The sequence below is a fragment of the Streptomyces sp. NPDC001858 genome (genome assembly GCF_053594615.1).
In genome coordinates this window covers 32,032-54,817 of record NZ_JBSFEV010000031.1, presented here as the reverse complement: position 1 = coordinate 54,817, position 22,786 = coordinate 32,032, and the positions used below count along the sequence as shown (strand labels likewise).

General features: G+C 72.9%; 18 protein-coding genes, 1 tRNA gene, 1 other RNA gene and 1 pseudogene. 9 read left to right on the top strand and 12 right to left on the bottom strand.

Going from position 1 to position 22,786, the window contains the following annotated elements:
* Nucleotides 1–39 precede the first annotated feature (39 nt).
* The 4 genes from ACWCPF_RS33190 to ffs form a co-directional block, all read right to left on the bottom strand.
* A complete protein-coding gene (locus ACWCPF_RS33190) occupies nucleotides 40–2,076 on the bottom strand; it encodes a hypothetical protein (RefSeq protein WP_451048847.1) in 2,037 nt (678 codons plus the stop codon).
* Nucleotides 2,077–2,412: 336 nt separating this feature from the next.
* Nucleotides 2,413–3,675, bottom strand: coding sequence for a phosphoribosylamine--glycine ligase (purD, locus tag ACWCPF_RS33185; protein WP_451048805.1), 1,263 nt, complete (start codon nucleotides 3,673–3,675; stop codon nucleotides 2,413–2,415).
* Nucleotides 3,676–3,844: 169 nt separating this feature from the next.
* Nucleotides 3,845–6,205, bottom strand: coding sequence for a DNA polymerase III subunit gamma and tau (locus tag ACWCPF_RS33180; RefSeq protein WP_451048804.1), 2,361 nt, complete (start codon nucleotides 6,203–6,205; stop codon nucleotides 3,845–3,847).
* Between the two features lie 57 nt (nucleotides 6,206–6,262).
* Nucleotides 6,263–6,361: signal recognition particle sRNA small type (ffs, locus tag ACWCPF_RS33175), an RNA gene on the bottom strand.
* 71 nt (nucleotides 6,362–6,432) lie between these two features.
* Here ffs and ACWCPF_RS33170 point away from each other — a divergent pair.
* Nucleotides 6,433–6,520 (top strand) — tRNA-Ser (locus tag ACWCPF_RS33170).
* 1,080 nt (nucleotides 6,521–7,600) lie between these two features.
* Here ACWCPF_RS33170 and ACWCPF_RS33165 read toward each other — a convergent pair.
* Together ACWCPF_RS33165 and ACWCPF_RS33160 are read right to left on the bottom strand one after the other, a co-directional pair.
* Nucleotides 7,601–8,314, bottom strand: a complete 714-nt coding sequence (locus tag ACWCPF_RS33165) for a hypothetical protein (protein ID WP_451048803.1) — start codon at nucleotides 8,312–8,314, stop codon at nucleotides 7,601–7,603.
* A gap of 247 nt (nucleotides 8,315–8,561) precedes the next feature.
* Entirely contained in the window at nucleotides 8,562–9,827 is a 1,266-nt protein-coding gene (locus ACWCPF_RS33160) for a wax ester/triacylglycerol synthase domain-containing protein (protein WP_451048802.1), read from the bottom strand.
* Between the two features lie 258 nt (nucleotides 9,828–10,085).
* Here ACWCPF_RS33160 and ACWCPF_RS33155 point away from each other — a divergent pair, with 258 nt between their 5' ends.
* On the top strand, nucleotides 10,086–11,309 hold the full coding sequence (locus ACWCPF_RS33155; RefSeq protein WP_451048801.1) for a macrolide family glycosyltransferase: 1,224 nt from the start codon (nucleotides 10,086–10,088) through the stop codon (nucleotides 11,307–11,309).
* 87 nt (nucleotides 11,310–11,396) lie between these two features.
* Entirely contained in the window at nucleotides 11,397–11,885 is a 489-nt protein-coding gene (locus ACWCPF_RS33150) for an acyl-CoA thioesterase (protein WP_451048800.1), read from the top strand.
* Between the two features lie 7 nt (nucleotides 11,886–11,892).
* Here the strand turns inward: ACWCPF_RS33150 and ACWCPF_RS33145 are convergent, their stop codons facing one another.
* From ACWCPF_RS33145 to ACWCPF_RS33125, 5 genes are all read right to left on the bottom strand, one after another.
* On the bottom strand, nucleotides 11,893–13,896 hold the full coding sequence (locus ACWCPF_RS33145; RefSeq protein ID WP_451048846.1) for a copper resistance CopC/CopD family protein: 2,004 nt from the start codon (nucleotides 13,894–13,896) through the stop codon (nucleotides 11,893–11,895).
* Nucleotides 13,897–14,099: 203 nt separating this feature from the next.
* The gene (locus tag ACWCPF_RS33140; protein WP_451048799.1) at nucleotides 14,100–14,852 is read right to left on the bottom strand and encodes an SDR family NAD(P)-dependent oxidoreductase; all 753 of its coding nucleotides are present in this window, start codon (nucleotides 14,850–14,852) and stop codon (nucleotides 14,100–14,102) included.
* Entirely contained in the window at nucleotides 14,849–15,334 is a 486-nt protein-coding gene (locus ACWCPF_RS33135; RefSeq protein WP_451048798.1) for a cupin domain-containing protein, read from the bottom strand. Before ACWCPF_RS33135 ends, ACWCPF_RS33140 begins: the two co-directional genes overlap by 4 nt.
* Complete coding sequence (locus tag ACWCPF_RS33130) at nucleotides 15,331–15,933, bottom strand: GNAT family N-acetyltransferase (protein ID WP_451048797.1); 603 nt, start codon at nucleotides 15,931–15,933, stop codon at nucleotides 15,331–15,333. The genes ACWCPF_RS33135 and ACWCPF_RS33130 overlap by 4 nt, the downstream gene beginning before the upstream one ends.
* Nucleotides 15,926–18,001: a penicillin acylase family protein gene (locus ACWCPF_RS33125; protein ID WP_451048796.1), complete on the bottom strand. Its 2,076-nt coding sequence runs from the start codon at nucleotides 17,999–18,001 to the stop codon at nucleotides 15,926–15,928. The genes ACWCPF_RS33130 and ACWCPF_RS33125 overlap by 8 nt, the downstream gene beginning before the upstream one ends.
* Nucleotides 18,002–18,078: 77 nt before the next feature.
* Between ACWCPF_RS33125 and ACWCPF_RS33120 the strand changes: the two are divergent.
* The 4 genes and pseudogenes from ACWCPF_RS33120 (at nucleotide 18,079) to ACWCPF_RS33105 (ending at nucleotide 19,909) form a co-directional block, all read left to right on the top strand.
* Nucleotides 18,079–18,589 (top strand): annotated as a pseudogene (locus tag ACWCPF_RS33120) (SIP domain-containing protein).
* A 118-nt stretch (nucleotides 18,590–18,707) separates the two neighbouring features.
* A complete protein-coding gene (locus ACWCPF_RS33115) occupies nucleotides 18,708–19,301 on the top strand; it encodes an HhH-GPD-type base excision DNA repair protein (RefSeq protein WP_451048795.1) in 594 nt (197 codons plus the stop codon).
* Between the two features lie 99 nt (nucleotides 19,302–19,400).
* Nucleotides 19,401–19,718 carry a hypothetical protein gene (locus tag ACWCPF_RS33110; protein ID WP_451048794.1) on the top strand — a complete coding sequence of 106 codons (318 nt, stop codon included), beginning with the start codon at nucleotides 19,401–19,403 and terminating at the stop codon, nucleotides 19,716–19,718.
* A 68-nt stretch (nucleotides 19,719–19,786) separates the two neighbouring features.
* Complete coding sequence (locus ACWCPF_RS33105; protein ID WP_451048793.1) at nucleotides 19,787–19,909, top strand: hypothetical protein; 123 nt, start codon at nucleotides 19,787–19,789, stop codon at nucleotides 19,907–19,909.
* An 18-nt stretch (nucleotides 19,910–19,927) separates the two neighbouring features.
* Here the strand turns inward: ACWCPF_RS33105 and ACWCPF_RS33100 are convergent, their stop codons facing one another.
* Nucleotides 19,928–21,490: a helicase HerA-like domain-containing protein gene (locus ACWCPF_RS33100; RefSeq protein WP_451048792.1), complete on the bottom strand. Its 1,563-nt coding sequence runs from the start codon at nucleotides 21,488–21,490 to the stop codon at nucleotides 19,928–19,930.
* 105 nt (nucleotides 21,491–21,595) lie between these two features.
* Between ACWCPF_RS33100 and ACWCPF_RS33095 the strand changes: the two genes are divergently transcribed.
* A complete protein-coding gene (locus ACWCPF_RS33095; RefSeq protein ID WP_004943146.1) occupies nucleotides 21,596–21,892 on the top strand; it encodes a type II toxin-antitoxin system VapB family antitoxin in 297 nt (98 codons plus the stop codon).
* Between the two features lie 226 nt (nucleotides 21,893–22,118).
* The gene (locus ACWCPF_RS33090) at nucleotides 22,119–22,769 is read left to right on the top strand and encodes a LytR C-terminal domain-containing protein (RefSeq protein ID WP_451048845.1); all 651 of its coding nucleotides are present in this window, start codon (nucleotides 22,119–22,121) and stop codon (nucleotides 22,767–22,769) included.
* Nucleotides 22,770–22,786: the final 17 nt, after the last annotated feature.

The following is a 22,786-nucleotide window of genomic DNA, read 5'->3' as shown; positions in this document are numbered from 1 at the left end:
GTCAGGCATTGCGGGGACGGTGCTTCGGCTTCGCCGCGGTCAGCCGAGCCGTACCGGCTTCTCCGGACGTATGCCCAGCTCCACGAGCCAGGTGCGCAGCGGGACCGCGTCGCCGTCCTCGACGAGGCTGAGGATCCGGGGGGTCAGATCGGCGACGCGCACGCCGTCGACCATGAGCGTCGGGCCGTCGAGCCAGTCGAGGCCCGGGGTCGCGCCGACCGTGTCCATCGCGGCGCAGCAGACCATCGCCGTGACGTGATCGGCGAGGAGTTCGCGGTCGGTGCGCGGGGGCTGGAGGGGGAAAAGGGGGAGCGCGTCGGCGTCCCAGAGCGCCGTGTCGGGGCCTTGACCGGGAGCCGGGGGACCGACGGGAGCCGTGGGCGCGGCCGCCGCCTCCTCCCGGCCGACCTCGAAACCGAGCCGTGCGGCGAGGGCGGCGCTGCGGGGGTTGGGGGGCAGGAAGTCGTCGGCGTCGAGGGCTTCGGGGGTGGGGCTGGGCGTGAGGGTGGGTGTGAGGCTGGGATCCGAGTCCGAGTCCGAGCCCGAGCCCGAGTCCGAGCCAGAGTGCGAGTCCGAGTCGGCTGTGGGGGGTGCGGGTCGCGGGGCGGCCGTGTCCGTCGGGTAGGGCGTGTCCGTTGGGTAAGGCGTGTCGGCGTGGGGGCCCTCCGCGCCGTGGCCCTCTTCTCCGGCGTCGGGACGGTCCGCGAGGTGGTCCAGGACTCGGGCCAGGGTGGGGCCCCCGGGGTGGGCGATGCTCGCGGGGTGGGCGGAGCTCGTGAGGTCGAGGTGGCTTGTGGGGCGGAGGCTGCCCGTGGGACCGAGGTGGTCTGTGGGACCGAGGTGGTCTGTGGGGTCGGGGGTGCGGCGGACGCCGAGGGCGTCCAGGACTCGGTGGAGGCGGGCCGCGTCGGTGCGCCACTTGCGGTCCACGACCTCGTCCGGGTAGTCCTCCCAGGCCACCGGCGACCAGTCCGGGCCGGGTTCCGCCGGGCCGCCGTGGAAGAGGCGGGCGGCGAGCAGCGAGGCGGCCTCGTCGACGGCGCCGGGCTCTTCGAGCAGGTCACAGGCGGGGCGCTCGCCGAGCCGGGAGGCGAAGCCCTCGGCCAGCCGGTCGCGCCGGGACAGCTCGGTCAGGGCGGCGACGACTCCCGCGTCCAGCCGGGAGGGCCAGCGGCCCATCCGCCAGGCGGGCAGCGCGACCCGGGTGAGCAGCCGGTCCCAGCCCGCGTACGCCAGGCCCACCTGTTCCTGCGCGACGATCCGCAGTCCGTAGTCCACAGCCTGTGCGCGCTCGGCGGCCGCGGCGGCCACGCCCCGCTCCATCTCGCCGGCGTGCACCTGGCAGCCGCGCAGCATCAGCCGGGCGACCCAGCCGATGCCCGAGCAGAACGGCCGCAGAACGGGATACCGGCTGCCTCGGTCGGCACAGCCGGCCACCGCCGCGTCCAGCCCGCGCACGAAGCGCCGGGCCGCGGCTATGTCCGGGTGCGCCGAGGGGCCCGTACCGGCGACCACCGGGGCGAGGACGGCGCGCAGTTCGCCGACCCGCATCCACCACAGGAACGGGGAGCCTATGACGAGCACGGGCGCCGCTGTCGCACGGCGGTGGTGAGCGCCGTTGGAGCCGCCCGCGCCGGCTATCTCGTCCGCGTCGCGGGGCGGGGGCGGGCCGTGGGCCGGGTGGGTGCGGTCCTCCAGCCAGCTGTCGCAGTCCGGGGTGAGCGCTATCGCGGAGGGCACGGGGACGTCGAGCCGGTCGGCGAGGTCACGGACCAGGCGGTACAGATCGGGGGCCGCCTCCTCGGCGACGGCGACCGTGGGGCTGACGGCCGGGCGCGCGCGGGCGACGACCAGGGCGATCACGCCCGCGGCGAGCAGCACGACGATCGCGACGACGGACACGGTCCAGCGCGCCGCGTCCCAACCCGGGCCCACGAACTGGCCGGTGGAACCGCCCGCGAGCAGGATCACGGCGGCGGCCGCGGGCAGCAGCGCGACGGCGAGCGCCCGGCTGCGGATGCGCAGCACCGCCAGCGCCCGGGCCCGCGCGGCCTGCGCGCCCACCTCCACACCCATACCGGTCACGACCGGACCTCACCCCCTCCCTGCAGTCCTGTTTCCCCCGGCTGTCTTCGCAGTTGTCACTCCCCCACTGTGGCACCCGCCACTGACATCGCAATGCCGGTGGGCCAAGTGCCGGAACGAGTACCGGATGGCTTGCGCCGCACCCTAGTTGGCGCTCCGGCCCCCGTCAGCCGGATAGCTCAGCGCTCACTCGATGGAATGGCCTTGGGGAAAGGTGTATGACGTTGGGCAACGATCAGGCCCCGGGTTCCATGGGTCCTCGATGAGGAGTTCCATGGCGGCCCGGGGCCTGGGAAAAACCTGGGAGATACCTGGTGGGCGAGGTGCCTACGCCTCGGCCGCCGCCTTCGCGGCGATGTCCGTCCGGTGCTGGGAGCCGTCCAGACCGATGCGCGCGACGGCCTTGTACGCGCGCTCGCGGGCCTCGGTGAGGTCCGCGCCGGTCGCAGTGACGGACAGCACGCGGCCGCCGGCGCTGACGACCGTGCCGCTGCCGTCGCCGTCGTACTTCGTCCCGGCGTGCAGGACGTACGCGTGCGGGGCGTCCTCGGCGGCCACCTCGGCGAGGCCGGTGATCGGGTCGCCGGTGCGCGGGGTCTCGGGGTAGTTGTGCGAGGCGATGACGACGGTGACGGCCGCGTCGTCCTTCCAGCGCAGGGCCGGCAGGTCGGCGAGCTCGCCGGTGGCGGCGGCCATCAGGACGCCCGCCAGCGGGGTCTGCAGCCGGGCCAGGACGACCTGCGTCTCGGGGTCGCCGAAGCGGGCGTTGAACTCGATGACCCGGATGCCGCGGCGGGTGATCGCGAGGCCGGCGTAGAGCAGACCGGAGAACGGGGTGCCGCGGCGGTGCATCTCGTCGACGGTCGGCTGGAGAACTGTCTCCAGGACCTCCTGCACCAGCTCCGGGTCGGCCCAGGGCAGCGGCGAGTACGCGCCCATGCCGCCCGTGTTCGGGCCCTCGTCGCCGTCGAGCGCGCGCTTGAAGTCCTGCGCGGGCTGGAGCGGGACGACGGTCTCGCCGTCGGTGATCGCGAAGAGGGAGACCTCCGGGCCGTCGAGGAACTCCTCGATGACGACGCGCTCGCAGCCGGCCGCGTGCGCCGCGGCGGCGGCCAGGTCGTCGGTGACGACGACGCCCTTGCCGGCGGCCAGACCGTCGTCCTTGACGACGTACGGCGCGCCGAAGGCGTCGAGGGCCTCGGCGACCTCCTCGGGGGTGGTGCAGACGTATGAGCGGGCGGTCGGCACGCCGGCCGCGGCCATCACGTCCTTGGCGAACGCCTTGGAGCCTTCCAGCTCCGCGGCCTCCTTCGAGGGGCCGAAGACCGGGATGCCCGCCTCGCGCACGGCGTCGGCAACCCCGGCGACCAGGGGCGCCTCCGGGCCGACGACGACCAGCTCGGCGCCGAGCTCGACGGCCAGCGCGGATACGGCCTTGCCGTCCAGGGCGTCGACCTGGTGCAGCTCGGCGACCTCGGCGATGCCGGCGTTGCCGGGCGCGCAGTGCAGCGCGGTGACGGCGGGGTCGAGGGACAGTGAGCGGCACAGGGCGTGTTCGCGGGCGCCGCTGCCGATGACGAGGACGTTCACGGGGGTCAGCCTAACCGGCTGCGGCCGCGGTGTTTTGTGCGGGCTTCCGAGGGCGGAGGGGTGACGACGTCGTACGTTCCTCCAAACCAGCCCGCTGACGGGCGGGGGCGGAGGTGGGGACGGACTGGGGCCGGGGCGGGGACGGACTGAGGCCGGGCCGGGGCAGGGGCTACTCGTTGGTGAACTCCTCGACCACGGTCGCGCCCAGCTCGCGGACGATCAGTTCGTAGCCGGAGAGGGCCGACTCGTTGAGGTCGGGGTCGTCGTCCTCAGGGGTGTCGTCTTCGGGGGCCACCGGTTCCGGGGCCGGGGGACGGGGCGGGGCGGGAGCCGAGGTCGACTGGGGTGCGTGCTGCGCTGGGGGCGTGGGGGTGGCCGGTGCCGTGGGCGGCGGCGTAGACATGGGCGGGGGCGCGGACATGGCCGACGGCGCCGACGGGGTCGTCCCGCCACTGCCGCCGTAGCCACCGCCGTAGCCGCCCGTGTTGCCGGGGTTTCCGTAGCCGCCGGGGGCCGCGCCGCCGCCTCCGCCGCCGAAGCCGCCGCCCGCCGGGGGCGCGGAGCCACCGGACGGATCGACGATCGCGTCGATCTTCCACTGGACGCTGAACTGCTCGGACAGCGCCTGCCGCAGCACTTCCTCGCTGCCGCTGCTCGCGAAGTTGTCGCGGGCGCCAGCGTTGACGAAGCCGATCTGCAGGGTCGTGCCGTCGAAAGCGGCGACGTGGGCGTTCTGACTGAGCAGGATCCAGGTGAAGCGGCGTCGGTTCTTGACGGCTTCCAGGATGTTCGGCCAGAGCATGCGGGGGTCGAGGCCGCCGGAGGGGGGCGCGTAGGCGGCGGTCGACGCGGGCGGTGCGGTCGACGCGGGGGTGTGGGGCGGGGCGGGGGTGGGCGCCGCGGGGGCCTCGGAGGGACGTCCGCCGCCTGCGGGCGTCGCTGTGGGCCAGCCGCCGGGTCGGCGCCCGCTGCCCGCCGCGGTGGCGGTGGGCCAGGCGCCAGGGGCGGGCGCGGCAGAGCCCTCGTCCACGGGCGGGACGGCTTGGGCCGCGACGGGAGCGGGGGCCGGCGGCGCGGGAGCTGCGGGTGGGGCGGGCATGGCGGGTGCGGCGGCCGGTGGCTGAGCAGGAGCCGGCGGAGCAGGCGCGGCATGCGGCTGACTCGGCTGCACCGACTGACCGCCCTGCCCCCCCTGCCCGCGAACCGCCGCGCGGGCCGCGGCAGCCCCGCTGCCGTGCGGAACCGGCTCGCCCCCGCCCATGGCGGCACCGCCGTGCGCCTCGGGCCCGGGCACGTAGCCCATCGCCGGCATGGGCATGGCGGGTGCCCCCTGAACCGCGGCCCCCTGCATGCCGGGGCCGGCGGAGAAGTTCACGCCGCGCTCGATGCGGTCGAGCCTGGCCATGACCGACCGTTCGTCCCCATAGGCGGCGGGCAGCATCACGCGCGCGCAGATCAGCTCGAGCTGGAGACGGGGCGAGGTGGCGCCGCGCATCTCGGTGAGGCCCTCGTTGACGAGGTCGGCGGCGCGGCTCAGCTCGGCGGCGCCGAAGACGCCGGCCTGGGCCTGCATGCGCTCGATGACGTCCGACGGGGCGTCGATGAGCCCCTTCTCCGCGGCGTCCGGCACGGCGGCGAGGATGACTAGGTCCCGCAGCCGCTCCAGCAGGTCGGCGACGAAGCGGCGCGGGTCGTTGCCCCCCTCGATGATCCGGTCGACGACCTCGAAGGCGGCGGCGCCGTCACCGGTGGCGAAGGCCTCGACGACGGAGTCGAGCAGCGAGCTCTCCGTGTAGCCGAGCAGCGAGGTGGCCATGGCGTACGTCACACCGACGTCGGTCGCGCCGGCGAGCAGCTGGTCCATGACGGACATGGAGTCACGCACGGAGCCCGCGCCGGAGCGCACGACGAGGGGCAGCACGCCGTCCTCGACGGGAATGCCCTCCTGGCCGCACACCTCGCCGAGGTAGTCCCGCAGCGTTCCCGGCGGTACGAGCCGGAAGGGGTAGTGATGCGTCCGCGACCGGATGGTCCCGATGACCTTCTCGGGCTCCGTGGTCGCGAAGATGAACTTCAGATGCTCCGGCGGCTCTTCGACGACCTTGAGGAGCGCGTTGAAACCGGCTGACGTGACCATGTGGGCCTCGTCGATGATGTAGATCTTGTAGCGGCTGCGCGCGGGGCCGAAGAAGGCCTTCTCACGCAGGTCACGGGCGTCGTCCACACCACCGTGCGACGCGGCGTCGATCTCGATGACGTCGATGGAACCCGGCCCGTTCCTGGCCAGGTCCTTGCACGACTCGCACTCCCCGCAGGGGGTCGGCGTGGGCCCTTGCTCGCAGTTCAGGCAGCGGGCCAGGATCCGCGCGCTGGTGGTCTTCCCGCACCCACGCGGCCCGCTGAACAGGTACGCGTGATTGACCCGGTTGTTGCGCAGCGCCTGCTGCAGCGGGTCGGTGACATGCTCCTGCCCGATGACCTCGGCGAACGACTCCGGGCGATAGCGGCGGTACAGCGCGAGAGACGACACGCATACGAGGTTATAGGCGACCACTGACATCGAGCCCCACGCTCGGACCCGGCCGGGCATGCAAGCGCCCCCCACGCACCCGCCAGAGCCAACCTACCCTTGCTGCCTTCCGGCCCTGGGGGAGTTCAGTCAGATAGCGCCGCGTGAGGGGCTTCGCACAGGGTACAGGATCTGAGCGGGGGGAACGAGTTCGCGAGCACTCCTCAACGTCTTGTATTGTTTGCCGCGGAGGATTCGCCTAGTGGCCTAGGGCGCACGCTTGGAAAGCGTGTTGGGGGCAACCCCTCACGAGTTCGAATCTCGTATCCTCCGCCAGTGCCTCACCGGGCACGATGTCGAAGGGCCCCGCTGCTTGCAGCGGGGCCCTTCGTCGTTGTCCGTCTCACTTTCCGTCTCAGTTCGCCGATGCGGTGGCATCCGGTTCGGCCGCCTGCGATGCTGCGCGTCCTGCTCATGAGCGCCACGACCTCGGAGCAAGGTGGGTCTTCAAGGCTTCTTCAAGCTGCTGGGCGGCGTCATAGCCGTGGCAGGACTTGCCCTGCTGGCCTTGAGCCTGATCCTGATCTTCGCGAACATCTGAGCCGAGACCCAGGGGCGTGGACGCGCCTCTGAGGCGACCGTGCGGACTACCCGGGGGAAGCAGTGAAGTGGTCGATCGGAACGTGGATACGAGTCCGGCGTGCGCGCCGTCAGTACTGGGACGCAGACGTCATCCGCGGCCTTGGGATCGCCGTCCCCAGGCTCACGCAGGATCGGGCACGGCGGCTGATCCAGCAGGGGAAGCGGCAGGAAGCGATCGCCGAGATCAGGGAGGCGACAGGCTACGACCGTCGGGATGCCAGATGCGTCGTGCTCGCCCTGTCGTACGGATGGAAAATCTCCACCCTCCGCCACCTTCCTTGACTCGGAGGCAGGAAGGCGTGGGCCGCCTGAGCGACGACGGCAGCCGTCACCTGCTGGAGCGCCGCCGGCGACGTGTACGAGGCACTTCGCGGCCTCTGGCCCGAGAACACCCGTACCGGCCGGAGGGCAGTGCTCGTCTCATTTACCGCCGTTCACCGACGTTCAGGCGAGGCCGCTAGTCATCACACCCCCACCAACCCGTTCCAAAGCGGCCGCCGGCCCTCTGACGTTGTGCTCAGTCCCATCGTCTCGCGAACTCCGCTCCGGCCAGCAGGTCGTCGGTCCGCACGATCGGATCATCGATCCCCATGGCCGCCATCACATCGACGGGATAGGCGACGTACTTTCCCTTCACCTTCGTGACACGGCAGGGGAAACGGTCCGCCCTCACCAGTCCAGACGCCCTCGATGCGTCGACTCCGAGGAGATCTGCCACCTTGCGTAGAGGCATGGGCTCGGCCAGCCACTGCAACAGCCGCCTTGCGCTTGGGCTCACTCGGTTTCCTTCTGCGGTCCGTCGAGTTCGTCGGACTCACCCTCGGGTACCTGCCCCGAGGCGAGGAACTCGCCCAACAGCCCGAGGCGGTGCAAGGCAGCACCCATACGTTCACCGCTGATGCGCTCCCACAACAACGGGTCCGTCTCGTCGACCGCCTGGATGTCCGACTCGTTGCGGATGGGCGAGTAGTCGTCGTCACATCGGCTCGCGCGGTCGACAAGCCTGTGCGGATCCGTCGTGCGCTCGGCCGGATCAGCGCGCTCCACCGCCCAGCTGGCGGCATTGGCGGCTCGGACGACCTCGTCACGGACGTCGTCACCTTCGGCGGCCAGAGCCAGCCCGTACAACGCGCCGAACACCATGGCCGACCTCACCTCCGCAACGTCGACGCAGAGCCGCCTCGACACTCTCGCGGCCGACTTCCTCAGGTAGGGGGTGACGAAATACAGAGCGAGCAGCTGGCTGCGCTGAGCCAAATTCGGGACGTCGCTGCGGGCCTCTCGCCCCACATGCCGCCACAGGGCATCCCGCAGAGCGATGTCAGCGGCATCGCGTGCCGCCGCTTCCTTCGCTTCTGAGAGCGTGAGGTGCTCACCCACCGAACATCTTTCGCCGGGCCCGTGTGGACAGACCAACTGTCCACTGAGCAACTGCGAAACCTTCAGCTCAACCGATCTGAAGACGTCTGCCGAAGGCAGCAAGGACATGGACACTCCTCCTGATCGTTCCGTCAACGGCAGGAGACTCGCCGCCACGAAGGGCAGCCATCCGCATCCGACAGTGCATGCGCCGGTAAGAGTGAACGGCATGCGATGACCGAGTGACGCGGCATGAGCTCGCGATCCTGTGCGGGAAGGCTCATGGGTTGACCTGCGGTTGTCGCGATGCGGAAGCCCGAGGGCCTGGCCGACGGCGTGCGACCGGAGTAGCAACACGCGCGGGCGTGCGTGCTTACTACGGGCCCTCCGCGAGCAGGGTCAGTTCGTTCAGGAAGGTCTCCGCCAGCAAGGCGGCGTCTCGGGTGCCCGAGTTGGTGGCGACGCTCAGCGTGTGGCCCTGCGCGCAGCCGCCCAGCCCGAAGGTGGCCGTGTCGGCCGGGGGCACCATGGGGACGATGGTCAGCCGGCGCAGCGGTCGTCCGGCGAGGGTCCGGCCCTGCTCGCGCAGATGGACGTAGGAGCAGGCGGCCGGCGCGTAGGCGGGCGCGAAGATCTTTCCGCCGGCCAGCGCCATGGTCGCGCCGGGGACCGCGCCGAGCGTGCCCTCGATGAGCTTCTCGGAGGTGCTCCGGGGCCGGGTGACGGTGGTCAGCAGTCCGGTGCACGCGGTCAGCCGGGCCGCGGGGTCGGACAGGGTCACCGGCGCGGGGACCCGAACGTTGGCGAACGCGTTGCCGAGGAACTCGCCGCAGTCCTCGGGGCGTTCGTCGACCGGCACCGACAGCCACACCTGCCTCCCGTCGGGATCCCGGTCACCGGCGGAGGCCGCGAGGCAGGAGCGCAGGACTCCGGAGACCGTCGCCAGGAACACCTCGTTGGTGGTCGCCGTCCGGGCGTCGACGGCTTCCCGCGCGGCCCGCAGGACATCGGCGCGCAGCGGCACCACGGTGTAGGCGGGCTCCCGGGGGCCCTGGTGCGGCAGGGGCACGGCACGTCCCGCGGTGAGCAGTCCGGGCGGGTCGCCGGCCGTCGGGGCGGGGCGGGCCGTCCGGCGCCGGGGGCCGGGCACGGCCAGGGAGGCGGCGCCGTCCAGCGGCCGGCCGTCGTCGAAGAGGGCGCGCAGCAGGGTCGTCAGGGAGCGGCCGTCGAGCAGGCTGTGGTGCATCCGGAAGAGAAGGGAGAACTCGCCCTCCGTCGCGCCCCGCAGGAGGTGCAGGCTCCAGGGCGGGCGGTCGGCCGGGAACGGGGTGTGGAACCAGTGGCGCACCGCGTCCCGCAGGGTGCTGTCCGCGCTGTCGACCTGTCGCGCGAGGTCGTGGCCGTCGCCGTGCGCCCAGCGGTGCCGGCCGGCCAACCAGGCCAGGCCGGTGCGGGGGCCGCCGGGGGCGACGAGGGTCTGGGTGAGCCTGGGCAGCGCCTTCCAGCGCTCGTCCACCAGGGCCCGCAGTTCCTCGAGCGCGGGCGGGTCGCCGGTGAAGTCCAGGGCGATCCCGGCGTTGGGCGGGCCGAACGGCCAGCGGGCCATCCCCTCTTCCAGCAACGGAAGATGCGATCCGGGCATGAGACTGCTCCTGTCGTGGGCCTGCTGGAGGACGACGTCCTGTACCCCCAACGGCCGATCGCACCGGCAGTCACGTCCAGGAGCCCCCGCGGGTGTCAACGCACGGCCGTAGAGGCTCCCTGATGGGGTGACACTGCCGCAGGTTTACGGTTCCGAACGGTGTCGGAGCGCCTTTAATCGGGACTCCGCGTCCACGCTCGGACGCCCCCGCCATCAGTCCCCCGGCCCCGGCTCCGCGCCGGACAGGAGTTGCGTGTCGTGCCTGGTACTCATCCGAATCCCGCGCACAGTCCCGCGCACCGCCCCGCCCACCGCCCCGCCCACCGCCCCGCGCGCAATCCCGCGCACATCGCCGTGTTCAACGTTCCGATGCACGGGCACGTGAATCCGACGCTGGGCGTCGTCGAGGAACTCGTACGGCGGGGTCACCGGGTCACCTACGCCGTCCCCGAAGCCTTCGTGCACCAGGTGAAGGCGGCCGGCGCGGAGCCCGTGCTCTACCCGGACACGGGGGACGACTCGGAGGCGCCCGAGGAGATGGGCGAGGGGTTCGCCCGGGTCGTCCAGGGGGCGCTGGCCGCGCTGCCCGCCCTGAGCAGGGCGTACGGCAAGGACCGTCCGGACCTGGTGCTGTGCGACGTCTACGCCTTCGCGGGGCTGCTGCTGGCGGCGCGCTGGGAGGTGCCGATCGTCGTGGCGTCGCCCACGCATCTCGCCTACGACGGCATCGTCCCCGAGTTCTTCGACGTGCCCGGGCTGCCGCAGATCCCGGGCTTCGGGGAGCTGGTGGCGGCCTTCGCGGACCACGGGGTCGACAGCGCGCGGATCCATGAGCTGGTGGCGCCGCAGCACGCCGTCGCGTTCTTCCCGCGCTCCTTCCAGCGCCGGGCGGACACCGTCGCGGCACAGCGCGTCGCGTATGTCGGGCCGGTGCTGGGGGACCGCTCCTACCAGGGGTCCTGGCAGCCCGTGCGCCCGGATCTGCCGGTCCTGCTGGTGTCGCTGGGCTCGCAGTTCACCCGGCGGCCGGAGTTCTACCGGTCCTGTGTGCAGGCCTTCGCGGAGCTGCCCTGGCAGGTGGTGATGTCCGTCGGCCACGCGGTCGCGCGGGACGAGCTGGGGCCGCTCCCCGACACCGTCGAGGTGCATGCACACGTGCCCCAACTGGCGGTGCTCGCCCACGCGGACGCGTTCGTCACCCACGCCGGCATGGGCGGCACGATGGAGGCGCTGCACTACGGCGTCCCGATGGTGGCGGTCCCGCAGATGGCCGAGCAGCGGGTCAACGCGGCGCAGATCGAACGGCTGCGGCTCGGTGTCCGGCTGCCGCGCGAGACGCTCACGCCCGAAGCGCTGCGCGAGGCCGTGCTGCGGGTGTCGTCCGACCGGGACATCCGCGCGGGCGTGTCCGCCGTGCGCGGCGAGATCGCGCAGGCGGGAGGGGCGGGCGCGGCGGCCGACCTGATCGAGCAGGCCCTCTAGGGCTCGCCACGGACACGACCCGGCCCCGCAGTCCCCATTGCCCCCGCCGCCCCGCCGCCCCCGCGGCACATCCGAGGAGTGACCGTCTTGACCCAGGCCCTGGCGACCGACATCCGCCGCACGAGCACCGGGCGCACGCCCCATGACCGGCCGGAGAGCCGACCGCACCTCTATCTGCGCCAGGTACGCATGAGCGACCTGGACGCCATGAACCATGTGAACAACGTCCGGCTGCTGGAGATGATCCAGGACGCCCACTTCGACATGTTCTATCTGCGCCCGGGCCTTCCCGGGCAGCAGATCCGCCCCCGGTTCGTCTACGCCCGCCACGAGCTCGACTACACGCAGCCGCTCGCCGTGCAGCCCGAGCCCGTCACCATCACGACCACCATCGGCGACGTGCGCCGCTCGTCCTTCCGGGTCACCAGCCGCGTCACCCTCGACGCCCAGGTGTTCTGCACCTGTGTGAGCACGGCCGTCGCCTACGATCCGGACGCCCGGTGCTCACGCCGGCTGGAGGAGGCGGAGCGCGCGCTGGCGGCGCGCCACGCCACTCCCGAGCCGACAGGACGCTGAGGCGGCGTCAGTCCTCGATCCGCACCGGCCGCTCCACGCTCACCTGGTCGATGTCCGTCACCCGCACGGTCACCTTCATCTGCCACTCGCCGGGCATGGGCAGGTTGACCGCGTCGGAGGCGAAGTAGCCGCCCCGGTTGGTGACCTTGGCGTCGAGGGGGCCTACGTCCTGTGCCGGGAGGCTGAAGGAGACGCGCAGTTCGGGGATGCTGACGAAACCGCCGTCGGCGCCGTAGACCACGGCTTGCAGGCTGTTGTCGCCGACCCGGCCCGGGTCGAGGGTGACCTGCACCTTGCCGCTGTAGCTGCCGGCCCTGCCGCCGGGGGCGGGGATGGTGAAGGGGACGTCGGTCACGGAGGCCACCGGCAGCCCGGCGGACTCCTCCGCCGTCGCCGCCTCGGCCGCCGCCCTGCCGGGCAGGGTGCTCGTCAGCACGGTCGTCAGGACGAGCACGACGACCGAGACGACGACCTCGACCAGCACGGAACGGCGCAGCGCGCGGCGTCGGGCGTCCTCGGCGGGGGTGAGCGCGGGCGAGGCCGCGGCCTTCCCGGCCGTCGGCCGCGCGGAAGACGGCTCGCCCGACGGCTTCTCCGATGACGGCTTCTCCGATGACGACTTCTCGGGTGACTTGTCGGGAGACTTCTCGGCGACCGAAGTGCTCGCCGAGCCGCCCACCGAGGCGCCCACCGAGTCGCCCGCCGAGTCGCCCGCCGAACCGCTCGCCAGCGCGCTCACCGGCTCCGGGACGCGCATGTCCTGCTCCGCGGCCGTCTCGGTCGTCTCGGCCTTCGCGGCCGTCTCGGTCGTCGCGGGCCTCTCGATCGCCTCAGCCGTCACGTTCCTCGCCGTCCTTTCCGTTGTCACCGTCCGCCGGGACCACGCGCCCGCAAGCAGCAGCAGCGTCACCGCGGCCAGCTTGGCGAGCAGGACCCGGCCGTATGTGGTGTCCGTGAGCGCGGACGCGGAGCCGAGGCCGCGCCAGGACTGGTAGACGCCCGTCACCACCAGGACGGTCACCGACCAGCCCGCCAGTCGGGAGAAGCGGCGGACCACGCGGGACGGGAGGGACGCGCGGTACATCAGGGTGAGCAGGGCCGCCAGGCCGCCCAGCCAGGCCGCCATCGCGAGCAGATGCAGCACCGAGGACGTCATCGCCGCCGGCACCTGGATGCCGGCCGACGCGTGCTCGGCGGACGCCCAGGTCAGGGTCAGGCCCACCGCCAGCGCGGCGCCGGTCAGGAGGGTCGCGCGGGACGGCCGCTCCCGCCGCTCGACCGGCCCCCGCTGCCGCAGGAGGAGGACCGCGACCGCCGCCAGCAGCGCGAGGCGCGCCAGCAGGGCGAGGCCCGGGCGGGTGCCCAGGGTGCGGGTCAGCGCCGTGGGGTCGAGGGCGTCGGCCGGGCCGGTGCCGGTCTCGTAGGGGGCGCGGAGCAGCAGCAGGAACACCGTCGAGCCGGCGAGCGCCCACCAGCCGGCCTTCAGCAGCCTGCGCAGCGGCCGGACGTCCGGCGGTCCGCAGACGGCGATGAAGACGGCCGTGCCGATGAGCAGGGCCGCGGCGATGTACGCCACATAGCGGCCGATGTTGAACAGGCCGCTGGTGGCGGGGTTCTCCACGGAGGTGTCGGGCAGCGTCGGCGGGGTCGCGGACGCTTCGCCCACGGAGAAGGTGAAGGCGCCGGCGATGGGGTGGCTGTCCTCCGACACGACCCGCCAGGCGACGGTGAAGGTGCCGGTGGCGAGCTTGCCGGGGAGGGTGACGCTCGCGGTGTCGGCGCGGCCGTCCGCGTGCCCGGCCTTGCCCGTCTTCACCCGCTGGTTGTCGGGGTCGAAGACGCGGAAGGAGTCGTCGAGCAGGCCTACCGACTCGGTGAAGGTGAGGGTGATGGAGTCGGGTGCGGTCTTGACGATGCTTCCGTCGGCGGGGTCGGAGCTGCGGAGGGCCGCGTGCGCCGAGGCCGGTCCGCCGCCGAGGAGGAGCAGGACCAGCACGGTGCCCAGCAGCACCAGCCCTTGAAGTCGTCGCCGCCGGCCGCCGGGTCGACCGGATCCCCGACCGACGTGGCGCTCACCGCCGGTCGCGCCGCCGCTGTGCCGCTCACTGCCGTGTCGTCCGTCATCGCGCCCTTCGCCCACGTCACCGCTCCGTCTTGCCTGAGACTCGAGACTGCCGTGCTCGGAGATACGTACGCATGCATCGGGCATCCGGTTCACCAGGTCGGCCGGGCGGACACCCCGCCGTCCACCACCAGGTCGTGCCCGGTGATCCAGGACGCGAGCGGCGAGGCGAGGAAGACGCAGGCGTCGCCGACGTCCTCCGGGCGGCCGAGTCGGCCCACGGCGGCCGCCGCCCGCCAGCGCCGTACGCCCTCGGGCCAGGCCTCGGCCAGGCCCTCCCGGTCGATGAGACCGGGCGAGACCGTGTTGACGCGGATGCCGAACGGCCCGTACTCCTGTGCCGCCGCCCGCGCGTGCAGCACGACGGCGGCCTTGGCGGCGGCGTAGTGGGCGTGGCCCGGCGCCGGGCCGCCCGCCTCGACGCAGGCGATGTGGGTGATGGTCCCGCCGTGCTCCCGCATCGCCTGCGCCGCCGCCTGGGTGCAGGCGAACACGCTGGTCAGGTTGGTGTCCACGACCGCCCGCCAGTCCGCCGCGGTCATCTGGGGCAGCGGCTGGACCGGCTGGACGCCCGCGTTGTTGACCAGGGCGTCGAGCCGTCCGCCGCCCCATTCGGCGGCCTGCGTCACCACGCTGCGGCAGTCGTCCTCGACGGTGAGGTCCGCGCCCGGCAGGACGACGGCCCGCTCGCCGATCTCCCGCGCGAGCGCCCGGGCCGCCGCCTCGCCCGTGCGGCAGTGCAGCGCCACCGCCGCGCCCTCCTGGGCGAACCGCAGCGCGATGCCGCGGCCGATGCCGCCGCTCGCCCCCGTGATCAGGGCCACCCGGCCCGCCAGCAACGTCATGGACGGCACAGTTCCCTGATCAGGGGCGCCCGGTCCGGGTAACGCGCCGTGAGCCGGGCCGCGTCCCCGTGTTCGTAGTCCGCGTAGGTGAAGCCGGGGGCCATCGTGCAGCCGAGGAAGCTCCAGGCGGCCCCGGCGGCCACCCGCGCGCCCATCCAGGTGCGGGCGGGCACGGTGAGCTGCGGCTGGTGTCCGCCGAGGACGTCCGGGCCGAGCACCGCCGTGCGGGAGGTGCCGTCGGGGGAGAGGAGGAGCAGCTCCAGCGGGTCGCCGAGGTAGAAGTGCCAGACCTCGTCGGTGGGCAGGCGGTGCAGGGCCGAGTGGTCGCCGGCGGTGAGCAGCGCGACGATCGCGGAGCCGGCGGGGCGGCCGTCCGGTCCCTCGGGCCCCGCCCAGGTGCGGCGGAACAGACCGCCCTCTCGCGGTAGCGGCTCCAGCTTGTAGTGCGCGACGAGGTCTTCGGGGGTGAGCGGTGAGGTCACCCGGGGAACGCTACCTCCCGACGCAGGAAGGCCAGTTGCGCCTTCTTCTCCGGCAGGTGCACGTCCGGCAGGACGATCTCCGGCAGGGTGACGGCCGGCCCCTCCTCGAAGCCCTGCCGCAGGAAGCGGGCGATCGCCCTCTCGTTGCCGACATCGGGGTCCACCACGACCCGGCGTCGGTCCAGGCCGACGAGCACGTACGCGGCGAACTCGCCCATCAGCGCCGCCGACCAGCCGGGCCGGATGCCGTGTTCGCCGGTCGGCGCGATGAGCAGGTGGATGCCGATGTCTCCGGGCTCGACCCGGTAGACCTCGCCGACCCGGTCCGCGTCCGGCTCGTAGGTCTGGAGCAGGGCGACCGGGACGCCGTCCAGCTCGGCCAGGAAGGCGTGATGGGTGTCGAGGCCGGCCAGGTGGGCGTAGATCTCGGCGACCTGGTCCCGCGTCAGACCGTTCATGCCCCAGAACACGGCCCGCTCCTCGCTCACCCAGGAGTGGACGACGTCCGCGTCGGCCTCGGCGTCCAGGGGTCGCAGGCGGACGGTGCCGAACCCGTCGACCCGCCCTTCGTGGACATACCCGACATGACGGTCAGACATCGCTCTCCTTCGTCAGCTGCGCCCAGTCGGTGACGACCGGGGCCAGTTCGCCCTTGAGCCACAGGGGCAGCTGGTCCTGGTGGTGGGGGTGGTCCGGGACGCCCGACGCGCCGTACGGGACGACCCACAGGCTGTCCTCGCGGCGGGCCAGGTCCCACACGTAACGGGCGGCCGGTCCGCGGGCGGCGAGGTCGGTCCAGCCGGGCACGGCCGAGGTGCAGAGCACGCAGTCGTGATCGCCGGCGAGGGCCGGGGGCTTGTCCTCGAGGTCGGGAAGCGCCCGCCAGGCGGCGAGGCGGTGGGTGTCGCCCCAGGGGGCGGCCGGCTGCCCGGCGACCTCCTCCAGGGCCTCCCGCACGAGGGCCGGCCGGTCGATCCCGTACAGCTCCTCGGCGCGCAGGAGGTGTTGCAGGGCGAAACCGATGCGCGGGACGAGGGCGAGCCAGGGGAGGAAGACCTCCGGGTAGGCGGGCGGGCCGGTGAGGCCCGCGAAGGCCGGCTGCGCGGCGAGGCGGCGGACCAACGCGCTGCGCAGGGCCGCGAACCCGGCCGCCGCCTCGCTGTCGGCCTCCATCCGGCGGTTCCAGCGCAGCAGGCGGTCGCGGAGTTCGGCGGCCGGGCCGGTCAGTGCGTCCAGGGCCGCGATCTGTTCCAACAGGGGTGCCGCGGAGGCCAGATACGTGTCCGTGTGGATCGCCGGCATGTCGGCGGCGGACCACCGCCGGCGTTCCGCGAGCAGCTCCCGGATCCGGTCGGCGCGGTGCGGCGCGGCGAACTCGACGCCCAACTCCGTCGCCGGGCCGCGCTGGTTGGCCATCACGGCGACGCCGTCGGCCAGTCCCGTGTGGGGCATCTCGTGCCAGCCGGTCCACTCGTGGCCGGGTTCCCAGGCGGCGACCAGCCGGGTGCCGTTGGCCTCGGCGCGCAGCGGCACCCGGCCGGCGACCCGGTGCAGCAGCCCGCCCGAGGTGTCGGCGGCCTGCACGACGTTGACCGGCTCGGCCCAGCGGTCGAAGGCGCGGTCCACGTCGGCGACCCGGCGGGCCCGCAACAACGGGAGGAGCGCGGAGAAGCCCAGGTCGGCGGTGACGCGGGGCGGGTAGCGCAGGCTCAGCGCGAGCGGGGAGCCGTCGTCGAGGCCCTCGGGTCCCCCGGCGATCACCGGTCCGCGCTCGGTCTCCAGGACCTCGACCTCGACGGTCTCCTCCCCCGCCACGCGCACGAGTTCGGTGTGCCGGGCGACGCGCCGCCAGACGCCGTCCGGGCCCAGGGCCTCGACGCCCGCGCCGGTGCGGCGCAGCCGTTCGCGGTAGAGGTCCTGGTAGTCGGCCATGGCGTTGGTGATGGCCCAGGCGACGGTGCCGGTGTGGCCGAAGTGCGCGATGCCGGGGACTCCGGGGACGGCGAGGCCGACGACGTCGAACTCGTCACAGGCGAGGCGGATCTGCTGGTAGACGCCGGGGTCCTCGATGAAGCGGTGCGGGTCGCCGGCGATGACGGCCTGTCCGGTGACCGTGCGGTCGCCGCCGACCAGCCAGCCGTTGCTGCCGGAGGTGCCGGGTCCGTCGGTGGCGAACAGTCCGATCGCCTCGGGGCCGAGGTGCCGGGCGGCCTCCTCGCGCCACAGCTTGGCGGGGAACCCGGCGAACAGGATGTGCGTGGCCAGCCAGACGGCGAGCGGGGTCCAGGGCTCCCAGCGGCCGGGGGCGAGGCCGACCCGGGCGAACTCGGGGGCGGTCGCGACGGCTGCGCCGGCGGTCAGCCCCTCGTTGACGCCGTCGACGTAGGCCCGAAGCCAGTCGGCCGTCTCCGGGTCCTGTCGCACCAGCTGGTCGAAGCAGCGTCTCGCCGTGTCGTCGAGGCGGGCGCGGCGCACGAATCTGTCCCAGGAGAGGGCCTCGGGGCCGAGGAAGGCGGCCGAGGTGCCCCGCGCGCGGTGCCGTTCGACCTCCAGCTGCCAGGCGCGGTCGCGGGCGGTGACCAGCCCCTGGAGGCGGGCGAGCGCGTGGGCGCTGTCGGCGCGCAGATGTGGGACGCCCCAGGCGTCACGGTAGATCTTGGCAGTCACCTGTGGCCCCGCTTTTCTTTAGGTTAGGCTTGCCTAAGTTGGTCGTCCCGGAATCGTACGCGAGGGGTGAAGACGTCATGGCGCAGGGGCGGGGCTGGGAGGGCGCGGTCCTCACATTGATGCGCGCGAAAGACTTCACCCTCACCGTCACGGGGGTGGAGGAGGTCACCGGGCACTACCGCCGACTGCACCTCTCGGACGGCGGACTGCTCGCCGCCACCGGCGTCCACCCGACGATATGGGTCCGGCTCTGGTTCGAGAACGCCGGCCGGCCGCACCAGCGGGCCTACACCCTGGTCGCCCCCGACCCGGCACCAGACGGTCGCCGGTGCGCCGCCGAGCGCGCCCGCGTCGAGGCCGGGTCGCCGACCACGAGGAATACGGCGCGTGCCCCGGCAGGACTCCGGCGCCCACCTCGTCGAACGGGTGAAGGCCGAGCTGCCCGAGCTGCTGCGGTCCACCCCCGACCCGTACGTCTGGATCGCCTGCGACACCCGCACCACCCGGACGCTGTCGGCGTACGTCCGCAAGGAACTCGGCGTACCGAAGGACCGGCTGCACGCACTGGGGTACTGGCGCGCGAGCTGAGCGCTCCGCTGGGGGTGCCGCGATGTGCCGAGCTGTGCAGTCGTTCCGCTGCGGCGCCATCGTGGCTGGTCGCGCAGTTCCCCGCGCCCCTTCGGGGCGCAGGCGGGATCATCTACGCATGGACGTCACCCTTCACCTCTCCCAGGACCCCGAGGCCGACGAGCTCCTCGGGCGGTCCCCGCTCGCCGCGCTGGTCGGGATGCTGCTGGACCAGCAGGTTCCGATGGAGTGGGCGTTCAAGGGCCCCCGGACCATCGCCGACCGGCTCGGCGCCGACGACCTGGACGCGCACGACATCGCCGCCCAGGACCCGGAGGCCTTCGTCGCGCTGCTCTCCGACAAGCCCGCCGTGCACCGCTACCCCGGCTCCATGGCCAAGCGCATCCAACAGCTCTGCCAGTACCTCGTCGAGCACTACGACGGTGACGCCGGGGCCGTCTGGAAGGACGCCGGCAGCGGCAAGGAGCTGCTGAAGCGGCTCGAGGAACTGCCCGGCTTCGGCAAGCAGAAGGCGCAGATCTTCCTCGCCCTGCTGGGCAAGCAGCTCGGCGTACGGCCCACGGGCTGGCGGGAGGCGGCCGGCGCGTACGGCGAGGCGAAGTCCTTCCGGTCCATCGCCGACATCACCGGCCCGGAATCGCTGGCGAAGGTCCGCGCGCACAAGCAGGAGATGAAGGCGGCGGCGAAGGCCGCCAAGACGGCAGAGAACTAGATCCGGCCCGGGGCGGCCGCCGTACGCCCCTCCCCCGTACAGGTGATTCTCCCGTCCGGCGTGCTGAACGCCGGGCGTGTCGCGGGGAGATCACCTCCCATGAGCACCGCACGCAGTCGCTCCCGCAGCCGCGCCTGGCTGCGGGTGCTCGCCGTGCTCCTCGCCCTGCTGACGCCGGGCCCGCCCGGCGAGCTCTCCGCGGCGCCGGTCGCCGCCGCCGAGATCACCGAGTACGACGTCCTCGACACGGCGCTGCGACCCGCCTCCGGCGCCCGCGCCCATCGTCCCGCCGCGCCCCTGCGCCCCGCGCCGCTCCCGGCCCCCGCGCCCGGCGTCCCCGCGGACCGGCCGCGCCCCGCGCCGCCGCGCACCCCGTACGCCCTGCACACCCTGCGCACCGTGGTCCTGCGCTGCTGACCGAGGCCGTCCCCCCAGGCCCGTCAGCACGCACGCAAGGACCAGAGGAACATGCGAGGGAAAGTGTCATGCCCGTAGACCCGTACGCCGTCCTGCGCGCCCTGTTGCGCGCGGAGGCCGCCCGCAGCGCACCCAAGCCGCCGGTGAAGGAGGAGCGTCCGCAGCAGCCCCGGGAGAATCGGGACCGCTGACCGATCGGCGGAGGCGGACTACCGCCTCCGCCGGGCCGTGCCGAAGAGCGAACGGGTGATCTCGCGGCCGATCTGCGTGCCGACGGACCGGGCCAGCGACTTGAACATGCCGCTGCCGACGACCTGCTCGACCACGGAGGGCTCCGCCTTGGGTTCCCTGGGCTCCCTGGGCTCCTTGGCCGTGGCCCCTTTGGCTCCCTTGGTCTCCTTCGGCTCCGGACGGGCGGCCTCGCTCGCTTCCCGGGCCGCCAGTTTCTCGAACGCCGATTCTCTGTCCACAGCCTGTGCATACCGCTCGTGGAGCGGGGACGCCCGCACCGCCCGGTCGAGCTCCGGGCCGTCCACCGGGCCCATCAGCGACTCGGGAGCGCGCAGCCGGGTCGCGGCGACCGGGGTCGGTGCCCCCTTCTCGCTGAGGACGGTGACGACGGCCTCCCCGGTGCCGAGCCCGGTGAGCAGCTCCTCCAGGTCGTAGGCGGAGTCGGGAAACGTCTTCACCGTGGCTTTGAGGGCCTTCTGGTCGTCCGGGGTGAAGGCCCGCAGCGCGTGCTGGACCCGGTTGCCGAGCTGGGCGAGGACGTCGCCGGGTACATCCTTCGGGGTCTGCGTGACGAAGAACACGCCGACCCCTTTCGAGCGAATCAGCCGGACGGTCTGCGTGATGGAGTCGAGGAACGCCTTGGACGCGTCGCTGAAGAGCAGATGCGCCTCGTCGAAGAAGAAGACGAGCCCCGGCTTGTCCGCGTCGCCGACCTCCGGGAGGTCGTGGAAAAGGTCGGCCAGCAGCCACATCAGGAACGTCGAGAAGAGCTGCGGCTTGTCCTGGACGGCGGGCAGTTCGAGCACCGAGACGATCCCGCGGCCGTCGGCCGCCGTGCGCAGGAGGTCGGCCGTGTCGAACTCCGGCTCGCCGAAGAAGCTCGCCATGCCCTGGGCCTCGAACGCGGTGAGGGAGCGCAGGATCACCCCGGCGGTGGCCGTCGACAGCCCGCCGATGCTCTTCAGCTCCGCCTTGCCCTCGTCGGAGGTGAGGAAAGCGACGACGGACCTCAGGTCCTTGAGGTCGACCAGCTCCAGGCCCTTGGTGTCCGCGTAGTGGAAGACCAGGCCGAGGGACTGTTCCTGGGTCCGGTTGAGCTGGAGCACCTTGGCGAGGAGCACGGGGCCGAAGCTGGTGATCGTGGCCCGCAGCGGAATGCCGTGACCGAGGCCGCCGAGCGCGTAGAACTCGGCCGGGAAGCCCGTCGCCGTCCATTTCTGGCCGACTTCCGCGGCCCGTCCCCGGACCCTGTCGTTCGCCGCCCCGGGAGCCGACACCCCGGACAGATCGCCCTTGACGTCCGCGAGGAAGACCGGGACGCCCTGCGCCGAGAGCTGCTCGGCGATCAGCTGGAGCGTCTTGGTCTTTCCGGTGCCGGTCGCGCCCGCGACCAGGCCGTGCCTGTTCAGCATGGGGAGGGGGATGCGGACCGGGGCGTCGGGCAGGCACGCGCCGTCCCACAAGAGCGCGCCCAGGTCGAGGGCGGGGCCGGTGAAGGCGTACCCGGCGGCGATGTCCGCGGCGCCCGTCGACTCGCTCATCGGCAGCCCCTCATTCCGTTTTACCCCCGTTCATCACGTCTTTTCCAGCGTCGCACTCCGTCTCCATGGCTGCGCCCGGAACGTCAGGACCGGTAGGCTTTCCGTGTGATCTTCAAGCGCATCGGAAACGGCCGGCCGTACCCCGACCACGGCCGGGAAAGCACCCGGCAGTGGGCGGACGTCGCGCCGCGCCCGGTCCGCCTCGATCAGCTGGTGACCACCAAGCAGCAGCTCGACCTGGAAACCCTGCTCGCGGAGGACTCCACGTTCTACGGCGACCTCTTCGCGCACGTCGTGAAGTGGCAGGGCGACCTGTATCTGGAGGACGGGCTGCACCGCGCGGTGCGGGCGGCGCTCCAGCAGCGACAGGTGCTGCACGCGCGTGTGCTCGAGCTGGACTGAGCTCGGTAGCGAGCCTGTCGCAAGCCGGTCGCGCGAGCCGGTCGCAAGCCCGTAGCGAGGCCTGCCGCGAGCCGGTCGCAAGCCCGTCGAAGGCCCCTGATGAACCCCGGGGTTGACCCGTTCGGGTTCTTTCTCGTGCCCGCATGCGGTGTCGGATGATCCTTTATTAGTCACGGCCGCCCGGGCGCACTACGCTGCGCCCATGAGCATGCTGACTCCCCCCGGCATGGGCGGCAAATACCGGATCACGGGGGACAAATACCCCCGCATGCGCCCCCACCGACGACGCGGCAGGCTGGCCGTCGTGGTCGTCGGCTGCGGTGCTGTGCTCGGCGTGGCCGGCTCGGGCACTCTGCAGCTCATCGACGTCTTCACGGGCGGCGGCGGGACGGCCTCGGCGGCCGGCGCCTCCTGCGTGAAGAACTCGACGAAGGCAGGCGCCGCACCCTCCGCTTCCGCCTCCGCTGCCGCGGGCGCCGCCTCGGCCACGGGCGCGGTGCCCAAGCCCGCCCAGATCACCGTGAACGTCTTCAACGCCACGACCCGCAGCGGTCTCGCCAAGACCACCGCGGACGAGCTGAAGAAACGCGGCTTCAAGATCGGCGAGGTGGGCAACGCGAGCAAGCAGTACGACAAGAAGGTCACCGGCACCGGGATACTGCTCGGCCCCGCGGCCTCGCTGAACAGCTCGCTGCCGGTCCTCGCCACGCAGCTCGGCACCGCCGAGCGCCGCACCGACGCCGCCCGCACGGGCACGGCCGTCGACCTGATCATCGGCAACGGCTTCAAGAGCCTGACCCCGCAGGTGGCCGCGGCCAAGGCCCTGACGGCCCTGTCCGAACCTCAGCCGACGGCGTCCACGAAGCGAAGCTGCTGAGCGCTCCACTGTCAGTG